Source organism: Streptomyces sp. NBC_00353 (assembly GCF_036108815.1).
Lineage (GTDB): Bacteria > Actinomycetota > Actinomycetes > Streptomycetales > Streptomycetaceae > Streptomyces.
In genome coordinates this window covers 37,676-55,046 of record NZ_CP107985.1, presented here as the reverse complement: position 1 = coordinate 55,046, position 17,371 = coordinate 37,676, and the positions used below count along the sequence as shown (strand labels likewise).

Annotated in this window: 12 protein-coding genes; 4 read left to right on the top strand and 8 right to left on the bottom strand. The window is 66.3% G+C overall.

The features are described from left to right. Positions 1-1,282: 1,282 nt before the first annotated feature. Entirely contained in the window at positions 1,283-2,779 is a 1,497-nt protein-coding gene (locus tag OHA88_RS00180; protein WP_313934981.1) for a dihydrolipoyl dehydrogenase family protein, read from the top strand. Positions 2,780-2,879: 100 nt separating this feature from the next. Here the strand turns inward: OHA88_RS00180 and OHA88_RS00175 are convergent, their stop codons facing one another. Further along, positions 2,880-3,782, bottom strand: a complete 903-nt coding sequence (locus OHA88_RS00175) for a pyridoxamine 5'-phosphate oxidase family protein (protein ID WP_313934980.1) — start codon at positions 3,780-3,782, stop codon at positions 2,880-2,882. Between the two features lie 530 nt (positions 3,783-4,312). Between OHA88_RS00175 and OHA88_RS00170 the strand changes: the two genes are divergently transcribed. Then, positions 4,313-5,179 carry an alpha/beta fold hydrolase gene (locus tag OHA88_RS00170; RefSeq protein WP_328623689.1) on the top strand — a complete coding sequence of 289 codons (867 nt, stop codon included), beginning with the start codon at positions 4,313-4,315 and terminating at the stop codon, positions 5,177-5,179. 169 nt (positions 5,180-5,348) lie between these two features. Next, positions 5,349-7,109: an MOSC and FAD-binding oxidoreductase domain-containing protein gene (locus tag OHA88_RS00165; protein WP_313934978.1), complete on the top strand. Its 1,761-nt coding sequence runs from the start codon at positions 5,349-5,351 to the stop codon at positions 7,107-7,109. Here OHA88_RS00165 and OHA88_RS44345 read toward each other — a convergent pair. The 5 genes from OHA88_RS44345 to OHA88_RS00145 form a co-directional block, all read right to left on the bottom strand. Continuing rightward, positions 7,063-7,560, bottom strand: a complete 498-nt coding sequence (locus tag OHA88_RS44345; protein ID WP_406340139.1) for a helix-turn-helix domain-containing protein — start codon at positions 7,558-7,560, stop codon at positions 7,063-7,065. The two genes, OHA88_RS00165 and OHA88_RS44345, sit on opposite strands and share 47 nt — an antisense overlap. 92 nt (positions 7,561-7,652) lie before the next feature. Then, the gene (locus tag OHA88_RS00160; RefSeq protein WP_328623688.1) at positions 7,653-8,057 is read right to left on the bottom strand and encodes a COG4315 family predicted lipoprotein; all 405 of its coding nucleotides are present in this window, start codon (positions 8,055-8,057) and stop codon (positions 7,653-7,655) included. 269 nt (positions 8,058-8,326) lie between these two features. Then, entirely contained in the window at positions 8,327-8,725 is a 399-nt protein-coding gene (locus OHA88_RS00155) for a nuclear transport factor 2 family protein (RefSeq protein ID WP_313934976.1), read from the bottom strand. 1,370 nt (positions 8,726-10,095) lie between these two features. Further along, the gene (locus OHA88_RS00150) at positions 10,096-11,073 is read right to left on the bottom strand and encodes a hypothetical protein (RefSeq protein ID WP_313934975.1); all 978 of its coding nucleotides are present in this window, start codon (positions 11,071-11,073) and stop codon (positions 10,096-10,098) included. After that, on the bottom strand, positions 11,070-11,726 hold the full coding sequence (locus tag OHA88_RS00145; protein WP_313934974.1) for a hemerythrin domain-containing protein: 657 nt from the start codon (positions 11,724-11,726) through the stop codon (positions 11,070-11,072). The genes OHA88_RS00150 and OHA88_RS00145 overlap by 4 nt, the downstream gene beginning before the upstream one ends. 73 nt (positions 11,727-11,799) lie before the next feature. Between OHA88_RS00145 and OHA88_RS00140 the strand changes: the two genes are divergently transcribed. Next, a complete protein-coding gene (locus OHA88_RS00140; RefSeq protein ID WP_328623687.1) occupies positions 11,800-12,426 on the top strand; it encodes a TetR/AcrR family transcriptional regulator in 627 nt (208 codons plus the stop codon). 92 nt (positions 12,427-12,518) lie between these two features. Here OHA88_RS00140 and OHA88_RS00135 read toward each other — a convergent pair whose 3' ends face one another. Together OHA88_RS00135 and OHA88_RS00130 are read right to left on the bottom strand one after the other, a co-directional pair. Continuing rightward, entirely contained in the window at positions 12,519-12,839 is a 321-nt protein-coding gene (locus OHA88_RS00135) for an Rrf2 family transcriptional regulator (protein WP_328623686.1), read from the bottom strand. Positions 12,840-13,365: 526 nt separating this feature from the next. Further along, positions 13,366-17,100, bottom strand: a complete 3,735-nt coding sequence (locus tag OHA88_RS00130) for a S8 family serine peptidase (protein ID WP_328623685.1) — start codon at positions 17,098-17,100, stop codon at positions 13,366-13,368. Between the last annotated feature and the right edge of the window lie 271 nt (positions 17,101-17,371).

Here is a 17,371-nt window from a genome sequence, read left to right as displayed (position 1 = left end):
TGCACCGTTCCTGCGGACGCCAAACCAGGTGCCGGCGATTCGCCCCACACCTGGCCACCGTGACGGTCACCGATCACCTAGAGGAGCTGTTCCCTAAGGTCAGTCACCCTGCTGCAGGAAGAACGCGTCCTCACCTATGCGCCGTCGACGAGTCCCTCACCGAGCCCTGGCTCACCCATGGTTACGGCCCACCATCTCGGTGGCGCGGCCCGAGAACGCTGGACGGCCCGCTTCACTGGCCGTCCGGCGTCGTGGCCAGGCACCCGGTGCGACCCGCTCCAGGAGGAGCCGCCTGGCCCGGATCGTCCTCGATCGTCCGGGGTCAGCCTCCGGGCGATGCGGCGAGGGGGCGTCGAACACCTCTACGGCCAGGGGACGTTCTGCGGTTGCGGGGCTGGTCGTCCATGGTGATCCGCGTGGTGATCGGCGGCATGGCCGCGCTTTCGCCAGGGACATTGCGCGATTGAGATTGGTCCGGTTCGCCGGCCTCGTGTGGTTGTCGAGAGCCATGAGAACCGAGCGAGACCGTGCCTGCCCATCGCCCATCCTTTGCGCGGTGGAGCAAGTGGGCTCCCCGACCGATCCCCTCACCGCAAGCGATGTCGCTGACCTGCGGCGTTTCCTGATGCCGGTCGCCGATCCCCGCGATGCGCGGGACTGCCGGTATCCGGCCCTCGTGTTGCTCTGCGCAGCCGTCTCGGCGTGCCGACCGGGCTCTCGCTCGCTCCTTGTCTGTGCGGGGCCGGCCAACGATGGTTTCATGATCCGGCAGGCCTCGCATGGCATGCCACGGGTGGGTAGCTGCAGTGGCCCTCTCGCGGGCTTCAAGCGGTTAGGACCAGGCCGAAGGCGTACGCTTTCTCATATGGGGCGTTGACACAATCGAGCTTGACACCCGAACGAGCCGTAAGTGTTGCCCCCAAATGGCGTCCCGCGGAAGGAAATCTTCTGTGCACCACAGCGTCCGGAGTTGTCGACCGAGTACCAAAACGAGGTGGGTTTCCCGTCCCCCTCGGCATTCCTGAGGGCTGTCCAGTAACCCCTGGTGGGCGCACGTCGACAAGTGTGGTACCTCGCCGCGTTGAACGCCCGCATACGCCTAGCACGGGACGCTCCTCCGCCTTGCGGCGCACCGCATCCGGTGCCGCGCGCTGATCGCCAGGGATTACGGGACAGACCTTAGGAGCCATGCACGCAATGGCCAACGTATTCCCGCCACAGACGGGCCTCACAGGAGCCCACGCGTCCCGATTCTCCGCAATCCATATAGGAAGGCGCGACTATGGCAGCAAGTGTGGATCCTGATCGCTCCGAGTGGGACGTCATCGTGTTGGGCGGCGCCGCGGCGGGCGAGAACGCGGCTCAATACGCCACGCAGTTCTCAGGTCTGGACGCGGTGCTGGTGGAAGCGGAACTGCTGGGTGGCGAGTGCTCGTACTGGGCCTGTATGCCCAGCAAGGCTCTGCTGCGCCCCGCCGACGTACTGGGAAACGCAGAGCATGTGCCCGGTGTGTCCTCGCTGTTGACCGGACAGCAGTTGGACGTGCCGGCGGTACTGGCTCGCCGGGACACTGTCGTAAACGGCCTCGACGACTCCTCGCAGATCGGCTGGGCACTCGGCGTCGGCATCGACGTTGTACGCGGGTACGGGCGGCTCGATGGGGAGCGCTCGGTGGCGGTGGAGATGACAGCGGGCGGTACCCGTGTGCTCACCGCCAGGCACGCGGTGGTGATCGACACAGGCTCCTGCACCGCCGTGCCCCCGATCCCAGGCATGAGCAAGGCCCGCCCGTGGACCTCCCGCGATGTCACCAACCTGCATGAGGTGCCGCGCCGTGTCGTCGTCTTGGGCGGTGGAGTGGTCGCGTGCGAGGCGGCGACCTGGTTGCGGGCGCTGGGCGTGGCCGAGTTGAGCGTCGTGTACCGGCGGTCTGAGCTACTCCCGCGAGAGGAACCGTTTGCCGGACGTATGGTCGGTGACCGGCTTAGGGATGCAGGGGTGCGGCTGCTTCCCGGAAGGTCGATCACCAAGGTGGGACGCGACGACCCGCGCGACACGGGAGTCGGGCTGCCACATGGCGGAGAGGTAACCGCCTGGCTGGACGACGGCAGCACGCTCGTTGGTGACGAGTTGGTGCTTGCCACCGGCCGTACGCCGAACACTCAGGACATCGGCCTGTCGTCGGTCGGATGCTCCGACGACGGCTTCCTGGAGGTGGACGACGAGCAGGCTGTGCAGGCGGTGAGCGGGCATTGGTTGTACGCGGTGGGTGATGTCTGCGGACGTGCGCTGTTGACTCACATGGGCAAGTACCAAGCGCGGGTCGCTGGTGAGGTGATTGCCTCCCGTGCCACGGGGCGGCCGACGGCCGATGCACAGAGCGGTGCGTGGGGCGCTGCCGACGGACATCGCGGCAACCCGCAGGTGACGTTCACCGACCCGGAAGTCGGATCAGCAGGTATGACCGAGCGGCAGGCCCGCACGGCAGGACTCGACGTGGCAACGGTCGAGTACGACATGGCTGCCCTCGCCGGTACGTACGTGATGCGTGAGGACTACCTCGGGCGCGCCAAACTCGTCATCGATCGGGTGAGCGACACGGTGGTGGGCGCGACGTTCGTCGGATCGGGCGTCGCGGATCTCGTCCACTCCGCCACGACGGCCATTGTCGCCCGGGTGCCGCTTTCCGTGCTGTGGCACGTCGTGCCCAGCTACCCCACCGCCAGCGAAGTTTGGCTTCGCCTGTTGGAGACGTACCGAACTCAGCGCTATGCCTGATCGCGAAGGGGCAACGCCGGAGAGGCGATTTCGCCGGCACGGGTGCCGTGCGTCGCCCCGCACAGCACAGAAACTCGGGAGACGGAGCAGCATAAACGCGCTAAGAGCCGTCCGAAGCAGCCGGGGCCACCGGGGGGTTGAACCGTGAGTACTGCGGTGCCGACCAGCTCAAGGCGTCTTCAGAGTGGTCGATCTGGATGACCTTGGTCACCCTGAATTCCACCGTTCTTTCCGCGCCGGGAAATCTGGCAGCGGCGTGCGCACTCCAGTTGACTGTCGCCGTACCGGTCAGCTGCACGGTCGCACCGCGCTGCCAATCGATGAACACCAGACCTGCTGCCGGATTGACGGTGAGGTTTCCCAAGGTCATCAGCATCGTGTTCCCCTCGTAGTCCGGCCACTGGATCCGGTCCGCGGAAAGACTGCGGACGAAGCCGGGGTTACCGCCCCGATGGGAAGCGTCGGCGTCTCCTGCAGTGGAGGTTGAGGCGACGAAGAAGGTGTCTGCGGTATCGATCACCCGGCGTTGTTCCGCAGTCAATTCGCTGCCTTCCGACACCATTCGCGTCGAACGAGCCGGACCGGTTTTCTGAGGTGATCTGCGCTGGATGTACTTAGGGCAATTCCCGTACGCCTGGTCCACGGACAGTCGGAGCCCGTCTTGTGAGGGCGTCACCCTGCCGTTGATCCGGAGCCGTCGACGGTTCGGAAGGTCGATAGCAAGAGTGCCCACAAGCGTGGGCTGCTGCAGGACCGCCGCCAGTGGGTCCACCTGTGTAGGCCGGGCACCGATGTACACATCACGGGAACCGAGCACGTGCAGAAAACCCGGTTCTCCGTAAAGAACGGATGCCCATACCTGCCCATCCGGAGAGGCAGCACCGACTACGAGAAATCTGAGCTCGGCCAAGAAACCTGCCGCGCCCTGCGGAAGGGACTCGCCGATGATCGGCCGCAAGCGGTCGGCACTCTCACGAAAACCTGCAAGATCCTGTGCTGCCAACTCGCCTTCGTGATAAGAGGCCAGGTGAGATCGGCTCCCTCTCATACTCATCTTCCCCTGCCGTCGTTTCAACGGTTTGTTAGCGATGACCGGTTTGCTAGAGACGACGCACCGACGACTGGAAATATTCCCATCTGCCCTGTCTTCCCTCGCTCGCGCCAACCGCCCTGTTCGAGTGCGGCCGTAGCCCTGCACGCCACCTTAGACCCGCAAGCTTTTCGATGAGGCGCCCCGGACGCCCGGATGTGCCAACGACGCCGGATCGCAGATGAAGAAACATTCGAGAATACATCTGTGCAGTTCGGTGATCACACTCTGCTATCCGGTCGTTGCGGCGTTGCTCGTACTGGGGGTCGGGGCTAGCGTTGAAATGGTGGCGTCGTGCACCGGCCTGCCGAAAAATGGCAGGACGCTGAGGGGAAAGAGTCCCCGCCTCCGGTGACGACCGCCCCATCCACCCGTATCGAATGGGCCACCTGCGGACGGATTTTTGACGCAGATTCCGCGCTCTGGCGCTCCCGGAGGTCGACGTGCTCCCTACGCACCACAACACAGCGACTATTGACGGCCAAGAGGTCTTCTACCGCGAGGCCGGCCCCAACGACGCACCGGTCATCCTGCTCCTGCACGGATTTCCCACCAGTTCACACATGTTCCGCCATCTCATCCCTGCACTGGCCGACCGCTACCACGTGATCGCCACTGATCACATTGGCTACGGCCAGTCATCCATGCCCAGGGCCGAAGAATTCGACTACACCTTTGACAATCTCGCCCGTATCACCGCCGCACTCCTCGACCACCTGGACATCAAGCGCTTCGCGGTCTACGTCCACGACTACGGTGCGCCCATCGGGTGGCGGCTGGCTCTCAACCCCTCCTACGAGGTCACCGCAATCGTCTCGCAGAGCGGCAACGCCTACATGGAGGGCTTCGCCAAGCCCTTCTGGGACGACCTTTTCGCCTATGCCTCCGCTCCCGGGCCCGACACCGAGCCGGGCGCACGGGCCAAGTTCTCCGCAGAAACCACCCGTTGGCAGTACCAGAACGGCGCCACCGACAGGAGCCTGGTCAGTCCGGACAACTGGCTTCACGACCAGGCCTTGCTGGATCGACCCGGCAACGACGAGGTGCAGTTGGCGCTGTTCCGTAACTACCCGACCAACATCGACGGCTATCCGCAGCTGCAGGATTACTTCCGCACCAGCCAGGTGCCGACGCTCGCGGTTTGGGGCGAGAGGGACGAGATTTTCGGGCCAGACGGCGCGCGGGCGTTCGCGCGCGACCTGCCGGACGCGGAAGTCCATCTGCTGCCGGCCGGGCATTTTGCCCTGGAGACACACCTGGATGCCATTAGCGGGTACATCCACGGATTTCTCGGCCGTGTCCTCGCTTGAGGTGCCGACGGCACCTACGGATGCCGGAAGGAGGTCTTCCGGCTAGTCGGTGAAGGTGACGCCGACCGTGTCGCCGACGCCTTCACCCGCGGAGATTTCCATTCTGTGACGGCGCGAGCTCTCTGGCGGGGGAGGGCCCCGCATGAGAGGTGACGTGGTGGCTACGTTGATGGCAGTGAACGTCGGAATGCCCCACGACGTGCCCTGGCACGGGAAGACGGTGCACACCGGCGTGTACAAGCAGACCGTCACCGGGGCGCGGATGGTGCGGCGCCTCAACATCGACGGGGACGGCCAGGGAGATCTGGGCGGACACGGCGGCGAGCAGCGAGCCGTGCTGGTGTACCAGACCGACTCCTACCAATACTGGGCGAAGGAGTTGGGACGCGAGAATCTGCAACCAGGCGAGTTCGGCGAGAATTTCACCGTGGACGGCCTTGCGGACAACGAGGTCTGCATTGGGGACCGGTACCGCATCGGCGACGCGCTCTTCGAGGTCACACAGCCGCGCGTGACGTGCTACCGGGTAGGTCTACGCATGGGGGAGCCACAGATGGCAGCGCTGATGGTGTCCCATCGCCGCCCGGGCTTCTACATGCGGGTGATCAAGGAGGGCGAGGTAGAAGCCGGGCAGGAGATCGTCAAAGTCTCCACGGGCCCGGAGGAGATGACCGTCGAGGAGATCGACGGGGTGCTCTACCTGCCGGGACACACCCGCGCTCAGGTCGAGCGGGCGTTGCGCATTCCGGCACTCAGCCCAGGATGGCAGGGCTCCATGCACACGCTCCTGGACCAGGCCGACGGTGACACGGCCTGCTCCTCGGGCAGCGCCGGGCTCACGTCGGCGGCCGGCGCCCCGCCGCCCGGCTGGCCGGGCTTCCGCCCTCTGACCGTCACACACATCCAGCCCGAGAGCCGGAGTGTGTTCTCGCTGTCCCTGGCCTCAGCCGACGGTTCACCACTGCCCGCTGCTTTGCCCGGTCAGTTCCTCACTGTGAAGGTCCCGCTCGAGGGGAACGTGCCGCCTCTGATCCGCAGCTACTCGTTGTCCGGCGAGCCCAGCGCGGGCACGTACCGGATCAGCGTGAAAGTGGAACCGCACGGCGCGGCCAGCAACCGGCTGCGCACCCACGTCCGAGTCGGCGCCAGCCTTGATGCCGCTGCGCCCCGCGGAACGTTCTGCCTGTCCAAGGGCGACAACCCTGTGGTGCTGCTGTCGGCCGGGGTGGGGGTGACACCCGTGCTGGCCATGCTTCACGCGCTTGCGCGCGACCACTCCCCGCGCCAGGTGTGGTGGCTGCACGCAGCCCGGGACAGTACCGAGCATCCCTTCGCTCAGGAGAGCCACGACCTGATCGAAGAACTCGCGAACGCACGATCGACCATCTACTACAGCAAACCGAACGACACCGACCGCCAGGGCGTGGACTACACAGAGGCTGGCCGGCCCTCGGTCGACCGCATCTTCGGTCTCGGCCTGCCGACCGACGCCGACGCCTACCTTTGCGGGCCCGTGGGCTTCATGAACGGCTTCACCACCGCGCTCGTCGACGCTGGGCTGGAACCGTCCCGAGTGCACACCGAGATCTTCGGCGCCGGGCCCTCCCTCACCCCCGGAATGAAAGATTCCTCGACCGTACCCGAGCCCCACCAGCCCGCAGGCTCCGCCGGCACCGGCCCTCCCGTGTCCTTCGCCCGCAGTGGCCTCACTGTCCCCTGGAACAACAATCAGGACTCCCTGCTGGAACTCGCCGAAGCGTGCGACGTCCCCGTCCAGTGGTCGTGTCGCACCGGCGTCTGCCACACCTGCGAACTCGCCCTGATGGCCGGCACCGTCGAGTACTCCCCGGATCCGGTCGAACCACCAGCCGAAGGCAACATCCTCATCTGCTGCTCCAAACCCACCGAAGGCGTCGTTTTGGATCTGTAAGGCAACCGGGATGTCGGTTTGCTGCCAAGCTTCCAGGGGCCCCGGGCGAAACCTGCGGGCGGGAGGAGGCCTGCCGTCCGGCACAGCGGTCCGCGAGCAGCAGATCAGGGCGGGTGCCGTCGGCAGCCGACGATTGCGGCGGTAGCAATGTCACGTGGACCAGCCGCCCGGCCTCATCCGCTCGTAGCTGCGGACCGGCCGCAGGCCAGCCGGGGTAGGCCGTGACTGGCGAGGACGCGGGGGACCGTCGGTTCGGGCAGCCCCAGGTTCGGCCGGTCCTGACCGGTCCGATCCTGGCGCTGACGCAGCTCACACACACCCCGGCCTCGATCGTGGCCGGAGCGCGGAGCGGGGGTGCCCGGGGCCCGCCGGAACGGTCGGGCAGCCCCGCGTCGCCCTGGGCTGTGAACCTGCGCACCCACTGGTAACACCTGGCGCGCGAGGTATTCATCTGGGCGACGGCCACGTGTGTTCGAGGCCGGACGATACACAACAAGCGAGAAGAACCTGGGCGCGAGGGCAGGCTTGTGCGTGCCGACCACGTCAGCGTGTGACTTTCTTGCCGCTGGGCCCAACGGCGAACCATGTTCCGCCGATGCCTTGGCCGTTGAGATCGCCCGGCTTGGTGTCACCGGCGTAGTAGCGATAGACAGGCCAACCACCTACCGCAATTCGGATCCGACCGTCCTGGCGTTGGATTGCCCCTATCCGCTGGGGGCTCACTCCTGCCAGATAGACGTTGCCGCCCTGCTTGATCGTCACAGGAGGCCACTGCGCGGCACAGTCGTCGTTGCAGGCGGACTGCGACGGGCTCGCGGTGTCGTTGTCGAAGCGATAAAGCGCCGCCTGGTTGATGTTGATCAGATGGGGCGAGCCGAGCGGGGGCGAGGACACCGCGGACAACTGGACCCACTGCGGGGGGAGCTTTTGTGTGGCGGCGCCGACCACGGTGCCGCCGGTACCGGTCCTGCCGTCCTGGGCGGCCGTGGTGTCGACAACCTGCAGCGCGGTGTTGCCCGCTGCTTGGCTGGACGGCGCTCCCGAGACGGAAGCCGATGCGGCCGGGCTCGGGTTGTCACTGATCGCGATGCTCTTGCCACAGGCAGACAGTCCTGACGCGGCGCAAGATATTGAGGCCTGGAGCGCGGTGCGTCGCGCACACGGCAGGCTCCGAGGCGCCCGGTTGTCTCAGCGCGGGGCCACTTGGGGGTATCCGATCAGTCGGCGTACGCCTCGGCCACCTTCAGCGTGTCTTCGTAGAGGTAGAACTTGACGATTTTGTCGCCTGCGACCTGAAAGTGCATTGCTATGGGCATGTGGTACGTCCTGCCGGTACTCCTGGCGACACGCGTGAACCGCCCAAGCATGACTGCGTGGTCACCATCGATGAGCAGCCCTTCGACCTCATCGACGTTCCTCTCAGGCAGGATGTTCGACCCCAGCGTCCGCAAGTAGTCGGCCACTTCGTCCCCCTTGGAGCGCCGCCCTGTCCAAGGGAGCGACTTCGATCCAGGGACATACCAGTCGATTTCTTCTGCGAAGGCCTCTGCAACCTTGTCCGGGTCCCCTCCGGCCAACAGGCCGAAGAACTGCTCAACGACGTCACGCGTGGTCATGTCAAATTCCTTCCGAGTCTGGGCCCCCCGACACGTATCCCAGGGAGCACCAAACCGCACCGTTGCCATTGCGGCGCCGCCAGTAGACATGTGAAGAGGGTGGCGGCGGCTCTCTGGAGAAGTTATGGACCGCGCGGTCAATTAAAGGGGATATGGACTGCAAGGTCAAGAAACGCAAGAGGTGATGCCTCCCACAGGCACCGTCGACTGCTCGGCAATCGCGCGGATAGAGCGCAGGGCGCGTGGCTGGCGCTCGAGGAGGCCGGCGAGTGGTCGCATGAGGGCACCTGTCGCATGACCGCCTTCCGGGTGCGGGGGCGTCGAGGTACGCAGCCGTCGGAGGCAGAGGGAAAGCAGCGGCGGCCGCTGCGGTGTGAGCCATGGCCGCCGCAGTTCATCGCCCTGAAGGCGGGGTGATGGGCGTCAGGGCCTGGGGACTGGCGGCGTGGCGCCCGCGCCGCCAGGGCGAATGTGCTCAAGGTGGTCGGGCGCCAAGGGTGAGGCTGACGTAGGGGGCGGCATGCGTTGCCGAGAACCCGACGTCCAGCGCCGCCTGTGAGAACGGATCGAGAGCAGCGAACGCCTGGGCGCTCAGGTCTGGGTGCTCAAGCGGCACGGGGTCAAAGGCTGCGCTCCAGGCGCTGGCGAGCGATGCGGCAGGGGGTGAAAGTGAGATGAACGGCAGGAGAGCCACCGTGTCTGGCAAGCGGGGGCTCCGGCGATGAAACAGGCCGTCAGTCGGAGTAGGCCTCAGACGCCTTGAGAGTGTCCTCGTAGAGGTGCATCTTGACGATCTTGTCGCCTGCCACCTGGAAGTACATGGCGATGGGCATCTCGTAGGTTCGGCCCGTGCTCTTTGCGACGCGCGTGAACCGGCCCAGCATGACTGCGTGTTCGCCGTCGATCAGAGAGCCTCGACTTCGTCGATGTTTTTCTCGGGGACGATGTTCTCCACCGCAACTTCACGTGTTGTCATGATCAAAGACCTTTCCAAAAACGGGAGTCCTGGAGTGGCATTCCAGGATCAGGGGTCGGTGCACAAATCGCCGGGATCGCACGGCCGTTGGTAGGGCGGGAGGTGAAAGGGCCCCATCGAGGAACCCGGAGCAAATTTCTTGTGCCGAGCCAAGCAGAGCAAATGTGGACCGATTGGTCAAAAATTTCGCACGGTCTTCTTCGATCGTCGATCGCAACTGGGCTGAGGAAAAGTGCGGTCACCCAATGCGCGCCTCCAACATAGGGCGCGGCCATGCCACGGCGAAGTTCTTGGCGACGCTTATCCGGGCGAGCATCCTTGGCGCCGGCACACTCAGCGCCCAACCGCACCCACCTGACCATGCCGCTCAGTAAGCAGCCCCGGCTCGCTTGAGTTAGTCCACTGGGCCGGGGGCGGCGAGACGCTGTAGGCGGGCGGCCGTGCCATCGCGACGGGCACGCCATAGCCCGTACTTGGCTAGCAGGCCATTCGAGACCGTCAGGAGGGTCTTGTACGGTGGCGCGGCCAGGCCCTTGGAGGTATGGGGGGAGTAGATGGCGCCTTCATCGGTGACGGTCAGCCAGCCGGTGAGCGTTCGCATGCCCAGCCCGACGCACTGAGGCTGGAAGGCATGAGCGAGGAACCCGGCTCGCCGCCCGCCCGGCGGCAACAGTCCGGAGGGCACGTCAAGGTGCAGCCCCGCATCGTCGTGCCCGGTGACCCTCACGGGGAGAATCACAGGGAAGCCGTCCGCGCCTCGGTAGGCCAGCACCCGGTGCGGCAGTCCGCTGATCTGGCGCGCGACTGCGGGGACCTCGACACGCGGGCCCGTGCCGTTCTTCGGCGGCTTCTGCTCGATTGGCGCCTCTGGCCAGGTGGCGCCAGTGACGGTCATCGCATCCCGGGCCGCCAGATCGGGCCAGACGGTGACACGCTCGATTTCGACGTCGACGAAAACGCGCTCCTGGTGATACTCGCGCAGCAGCCAATCCCATACCGGCCCGCGCTTGGTCTCCCCGAGGAACGGCTCGGAGGCCCGCATCAACTCCGCCAGGCGCTCAGGTGACGGGCGCAGGTCGACCGATGCTGCGCCCTGTGCGAGTACGTAGGCGTTACTTGAGGCAAAGCCGTGCTCGCGCGTGTGGTAGGCGAGCGACACGTGCGGATCCCGCAGGATGCGCTCGAGTTTCTTCGGGAAACCGAGCGAGGTGGTGAAGCCGACACGGCCCACCCCCCGATCTCCGAGGCCTACTGGCGAAACACTGGTGACCACGGCACCGCCGGCCGGGGTGACATAGGCGACCGCAACGGTGAGGTCACCCCTGATCACCGCGTCTGCCGCATCCGGCCACCTGACCGTGGCAGAGGTCATGAGCCAGTCCCGCGGAGGATCTTCAGATCGTCTGTTGCCTGGGTGCGCATGGCGGGGAGCAGCGGGCGCACCGGCTCCGGCAGGCCCGCGAGCACCAGTTCAACCTCCGCGGGTGTGCCGACCTCATCGAGGAATCCGACCATCAGGTGTCCGGCCACGGGCGGCGTGGTCGAGATCACCCGCTGCGCGAAGTCCTTCCATTCCGCAGGGCTGACGTGGTCGCGGAGTGCGGGGAAGAGGATCGGCTCTTCATGGGTCAGGTGGTCATGCACCGTGTCACGTACTGCGACGGCCGCGTCGTGCAGCGCGGCCCGGATTCCCTCACTCGTGGCGCCCTCACCATGGCCGAGGTCTGTGGCGGCCAGCCGGTCGAGAGCGGCGTCCAGTCGTTCGTGCTCCTCGGTCAGTGCGTCGAGCTCGTGTGCCGTGGCCGGCGCTGCCGCGACGATCCGCGGCCACAGGTCGTCGTCCTCGGTCTCGTGGTGATGGCGCAGGTTCACGACGAGGAAGTCGCGCAACTGTGCCAGTGCGCTGAGCGGTACCGAGGGGCGAACGGCCGCCTCGGCCAGCAGGGTGGTAGCCACGCGGTGGACCCCGTGGGCAAGCCGGGTCTCGATGACCGCCGTGGACTCGTTGAGGGAATCTATCGTCATGTAGGGGACAATATTCATTAGATAGGTGCCTTGTCAATATGGTCACCTACTGTAGAAGAGGTAGAATGCGCCGGTGACCACCACCCGGAAGTACAACTCACCCCGCCGCGCCAACTCGGCAGCCGCCACGCGTGAAGCCATCCTGAGCAGCGCACACGCACTCTTTCTGGCCCGCGGGTACGCCGGGGTCACCATCGGGGAGATCGCGGAGGCAGGAAAGGTCGCCGTGCCAACCGTGTACAGCAGCGTGGGCAACAAGCCGGGCATCCTGACGGCCCTGCTAAAACCGGCTCTCACGGACCCGGCTATTGCCAGCACCCTTGCCGCAGTTGAGGCCAGCGACAACCCACGTACCGTGATCGAGTTGACCGCCGAGGGCACCCGGCTTACGCACGAACGCCACTGGGAGCTCGTGTATGGGCTCTTCTATCGAAACCCGCCCGGGGAACCCGCCGTCAAGGCGGTTCTTGACCGGGGGGCGGACGACTACGTCCAAGCCCTGACGCGCGTGGCCGATCGGCTCGTTGCGCTCGACGCACTCCGTGCCGAGGTCAGTCGCGCGAAGGCCATCGACCTACTCTTGTTCTACCTCGGTCCGCATGCGTGGATCACGCTCGTTGGGGAACGCGCCTGGCCGTTTGATCGCGCCCAGACCTGGATTGCTCATTCGGCCTGCCAGGCACTCCTGAAGGACTTCTGAGCCCGAAGGTGATCAGGTCCGGTGCGCCGATCCGAGAATTAGCCGAACCGACGGGCGTCACGGAAGTTGGGAGTTTGGCCAGAGTAGGGCTTCTATCTCTGCTGAGCGAGGACATCCCGCAGCATGTCGGCGATCGTGGTACGAGCCAGCTCTTGCTGCATCTGCTCCTCCAGTCCGCTGTACACCTGCTGCAGGGCCGGCCGGATTCCGAAACCGATCGGGCAGTCGGGGTTTGGCGGAGTGTGGTGCATCCCGAACGGGCCCCCGCCCTCCACGGCGAGGTAGACCCCTAGCAGGGAAGTCTCTTCGGGCTCCCGAGTCAAGATCAAGCCAGCTCCTATGCCCCTCTTGGCCTGAACCAATCCCGCCTTGCGGAGGTCGCCCAGGCTGTTCGCGCAGCCAGATCCGGTCATGTTGCGCTGGGGTGTCCAGCTCGTCGTACCCGAGGTTGCAATGCGCCGCCCAGTTGCCCGGTTGGATGTGCCATGTCCGCGCGGCGCTCTTTTTCGCGAGGGCGCGCGGCCATGCGTTGTGCTGGTGCGGCGGTCGGCTCGGTGACCCGTCATGGTTCCTCGATCCGGGCGGCGGCGAGGGTTCATTCGTCGTGTGCGCCGAGGAACTGGGGCCGTACGCGCGGCGGATGGCGCGCCGGGCGTCTTGGTGGTCGTCGAAGTCAGGGTGTACGGCGACCAGTCGAGTTCTGGGCACCGCGCATGTGACGATCCCGTCATGTCCCCTTGGAGACCTTGTTGTTCGGCCTGAGTGCCCTTCACCGGGCGGGGGAGTGGCGCGCTGCCGCACTCACGTGGGTGCCGCGGTGTGACGGCGGGCGCGCCCCGGCGGAATTCGGGTTAACGCTTGGGCCCCGCCCGGATCCAGGCTCGACACCCGGGCGGGCCGCGGTGTGCAGTCCCGCCCAGGTGACGAGCTTGAGAGTGGCTACTTCAGCCCGAAGGCCCGGGTGATGCTCTGGGTCACGCTGTTGCCCTGGCGGTCATGTGCAGAGGTGCGCAGGGTGGCGTACGCGGTTCTGGCAGGAGCGTGGAGCGTGGTCTCCCAGCCGTCGCCACGGTGGGTGAGGGATGCCTTCTGCCAGGTGGCGCCGTCGTCGTAGGAGATGTCGAGTGTGAGGGCGCCGATGGCCTTGGAGCTCGGCCCTCCGGGGAGATGGGAGGGGGTGACCACGAGTTCGGCGTTCCGGCGTGCCTTGCCCGAGGTGTCGGTGTCGACCTTGTAGTCGAGCTGGATCAACGGCAAGACCGCCGTCGTGCCGGGCTCACCGGCCGCCGAAGTGAAACCCCACTCGGTTCGCGTGCTGGTGGAGTACGGGTTCGCCCAAAAGCCCCGGGAGTTCTCCGAGACCAGCCGGTAGGGAAGACGCTTCGGGTCGAGTCCCGCGACCGCGATCCAGTCGGAGTAGTACTGGCCCAGGGTTGTGTCTCCCTGGTACAGCGTCACCAGATTGTTGACTCCCGGGTTGCCAAGAGTGGTGCCCACGTGACCGCCACCGGAGTCGCCCCAGCCCGGGACATTGGCGTAGATCTCATCGTCGGTCCGCCGCTGCACCCCTGTCTGATTGTCGAGGCGCGGGCGCTGGATCGGGCCGAACCAATGGAGGCTGCTGGTGCTGCCGGCCTTGTAGCGGAGCGTCGCGGAGGACTCCTGGACCTCACCGGGGATCTGGGCCCGCTCCACCCACTGGACGTCCGAGTCGGCAGAGACCCAGTCCGTGCGATCACCCTGGGCGGGAGCCTCGTGAAGGAAAGATGCGCCTATCGCGATTCCCTGCCAGATGTCCGAGCGGTAGTCGGACGCCCGGTCTGGCCGGTGATTGCGGAAGGAGACGTCAACGCGGGCCAGGTCGTCCTTCTCCGGCCGGTAGGTCGGGTCGGCGGGCACCGCGCCTTCGTAGTGACGGACAAGGTCGTAGAGGTAGTCCGTGATGCGGCTGGAGCCCAAGGCCAGCGGGGTCCTACCGTGACGGATCCGGGCGATCAGCTCCTCGCCCTCGTCCTGGGTGAGGGTGGCCACTGTGACTGGCGGCGGGGAGGCGAAGGACTGCACGGCGGTGGGCCAGGGTTGCAGTCGGCCCACTCCGTCGTTGACGACCAGCAGCAGCCGGGCACCTGCCTGGGCGGCAGCGGCCGCCTGTTCCCCCAGCGTCACCGTGTCGTTGCGGCGAACCACGACGATCTTGCCCTGAGCTTGGAGCCCGGCGTAGTCAGCCGCGGCGCCCTGCCCGGCAAAGATCGTGTCGAGGGTCATCCGTCCATCGGGAAGCGGCACCTCGCCCCGCTGGACCCTGAGGTCGTCGAAGCTCCGGTTGCCGGAGACCACCGTCAGTGCGGGCTCCTCCTTGCGCCAGCGCACGCCGAAGGCGAAGTCCCCCTTGGTGACCTTCTTGCCGGTAGGCAGCACCCACATGCTGTCGTACCCGGGCGTGGAGGGGTCAAGGGTGCCCGATGTGAAGTGGTCGGAATCGAAGGCTCGGTAGATGTCCATGCGAACCTCGGAGTCGGTTGTCTCCTTCGGGACGATGGCCTTGACCTGACGGGCCGCCGAGGCATCCAGCATCACCTGGCGATCCCGGTCCAAGATGATCTCAGGAGCGCTCAGCATGGCTTTGCCCAGGGAGCGCGGACCGTGCGTGCCCTGCACGTCGGCCTTGAGCCACACGGCGTACGTGCCGACCGGCATCCGCACGGCAACCGTGCCTGACTCATCGAGCTCGTACTGGTGGAAAATATTGCTTCCCGCCACGGTGAGCTGCCCGGAGAGCGGCTTGCCGGCGCGGTCCTTGGCGGTGACCGAGAGGTTGTAGCGCTCGGCCTCCTTGCCGACCCCGATGAGGGTGTGGGCGACAACCTTCCCGTCGGCGCCGAAGGCATTGATCACGCCGCTGAAGTGGCTGTCCAGGGGGGCATGGTCCAGGTCGGCCGTGAGCGTGACCTCGCTGGTGCCGTGCGCGGGCACGGTGACCTGCGTGGCGGACAGGGTGAACAGATTCTGGGGTGCATCAGGGGCGTTGATGACCAGATTGAGTGTGACCGGGGCGTCGGCGATGTTGGTGTAGGTCACCGCCTTGTCGCCCTTCTCGCCGGGCTGGTGCGGCCAGAGGTGGTAGCCGGAGTAGGCGCTGCCGGTCGCGAACACCGTGTCCCGCACAGCGGCCGCGACGTCCAGGCGGCCGGCGCCAGCCTCATAAGGGGTGTAGTGAGGGGTGGCCTTGGCGGAGCTGATCAGGGCGTCCTTGAGTTGCTGGCCGGTCCAGTCCGGGTGCGCTGCGGCGAGCAGTGCGGCGGCTCCCGCGACGTGCGGGGCGGCCATCGAGGTGCCGCTCATTGTCCGGTAGTGGCCATCACCCTCGGAGAGGTGCGAACGTGCCGCGAGGACATCGACTCCCGGCGCGGTGAGTTCCGGCTTGAGCCCGTAGTCGCCTGCGCGCGGACCCTGGCTGGAGAAGTCGGCGAGCTGGTCCGAGGTGTCCACGGCGCCGACGGTGAGCGCGGCGTCCGCGGCGCCCGGCGAGCCGACGGTGTATGGGGCACCGCTGTTGCCTGCCGCGATCACGAAGAGCGCGCCGGTCTCCGCGCTGAGCCTGTTGACGGCTTGGCTCATCGGGTCGTCGCCGCTGGAGGGGGCGCCGCCGAGACTCATATTGATGATCTTGGCGTGCTGGTCGCGGGCGGCCCACTCCATGCCCGCCAGGATCCACGACTCCCTGCCGTGGGCGCCGCAGCCGAGAACATCGCACGTTGTGCCGAGCACCTTGCCGATGTGGAGGGTGGCGCCGGGGGCGACGCCCTTCTCCTTGCCGTCGGAGGCGGCGCCGGTGCCGGCGATGGTGGAGGCGACGTGCGTGCCATGGCCTGTGTAGTCGTCGAAAACGCCCTCGTCGGGCACGAAACTGGCCGCGTCGGCGATGCGGTCCGCCAGGTCCGGGTGACCGGAGTCCACGCCGGTGTCCAGCACCGCGACGTCGATGCCCTTACCCGTGTTGCCTGCTTCCCATATCTCCGGGGCGCCGATCTGCGCGGTGGTGTCGGCCAGCGCGGCCTCGACCTTCCCGTCCAGCCAGACCTTGGCGATGCCATGAGTGAAGGAAGGCCGGGGGTCGCCGATGGCGCGTTCGGTGCCTCGCGCACCGGTCCTGCCGGTGAGCCCGGACCAGAAGTTGCCCGCTTGGTCGCGCTTTTCGGTCAGCGCGGCGCCCCGGATGCTGCTGAGGGTGCGGACTTTTGTGACTCCGGCGGGGAGTGCCTGGGCGCGGGCGGCGCTGCTGTCGGTATAGCTGACGAGCAGAGGGAGATGATTGGTGTGCGCGTCGTCGTAGCCGTCGGCGAGAAGCCGCGTGACATTGAACAGACTCTTGTCGAGGAGCCCGGCGGAGACGTACGGCAGGGTGGAGTCGGGATAGACATAGGTGTCTTCTCCGACCTTGTTGATCTCGAAGTCGATGCCTTCACCTTCTGGTCCCTTGACCTGTCTGGTCTCGGTACCGTCGGCGGTGACGGTGACGGTGTCCCCGGTGATCAGAGTGACGGTGCGTAGCGCGTCGGGACGGGCTCCAGCGGCATCCGACATGTGTGTCGTCGTCCCGGGATCGGTGGCCGACGCGGTGGCCAATGACGGCGGGACGACCGTCAGGATCGCGAGGGCAGACCCGAGAGCCATCAGCTTCGATCTTCGGGGGGTTGGGGTTGGCAAAGGGAACTCCTTTTAATAAGTGGGGAACAGAACACTCGAGTTCGTCAATTCGCGCTAAACCAGGCGCTGTTGTGTGTTGTCGACCGAGGTGGCACGATCGGCTGCCCCCATGATCACCGTGTCGTCGACGGTGCTACCGCTCGCGGTGGTACGGATAGTGCAAAATTAAAATGTCCGAGAGTTGGCCAGCACGCGACCTTCCGGACAAACGGGTCGCAGAGCCTGACTGGGAAGAAGA

Bases quoted from the DNA above. Each gene is read 5' to 3' on its own strand.
- OHA88_RS00165 (WP_313934978.1), top strand. From the start codon at position 5,349: ATGGCAGTGAACGTCGGAATGCCCCACGACGTGCCCTGGCACGGGAAG.
- OHA88_RS00145 (WP_313934974.1), bottom strand. From the start codon at position 11,726: ATGACGATAGATTCCCTCAACGAGTCCACGGCGGTCATCGAGACCCGG.
- OHA88_RS00180 (WP_313934981.1), top strand. From the start codon at position 1,283: ATGGCAGCAAGTGTGGATCCTGATCGCTCCGAGTGGGACGTCATCGTG.
- OHA88_RS00135 (WP_328623686.1), bottom strand. From the start codon at position 12,839: ATGACCGGATCTGGCTGCGCGAACAGCCTGGGCGACCTCCGCAAGGCG.
- OHA88_RS00155 (WP_313934976.1), bottom strand. From the start codon at position 8,725: ATGACCACGCGTGACGTCGTTGAGCAGTTCTTCGGCCTGTTGGCCGGA.
- OHA88_RS00150 (WP_313934975.1), bottom strand. From the start codon at position 11,073: ATGACCTCTGCCACGGTCAGGTGGCCGGATGCGGCAGACGCGGTGATC.
- OHA88_RS44345 (WP_406340139.1), bottom strand. From the start codon at position 7,560: ATGAATACCTCGCGCGCCAGGTGTTACCAGTGGGTGCGCAGGTTCACA.
- OHA88_RS00130 (WP_328623685.1), bottom strand. From the start codon at position 17,100: ATGGCTCTCGGGTCTGCCCTCGCGATCCTGACGGTCGTCCCGCCGTCA.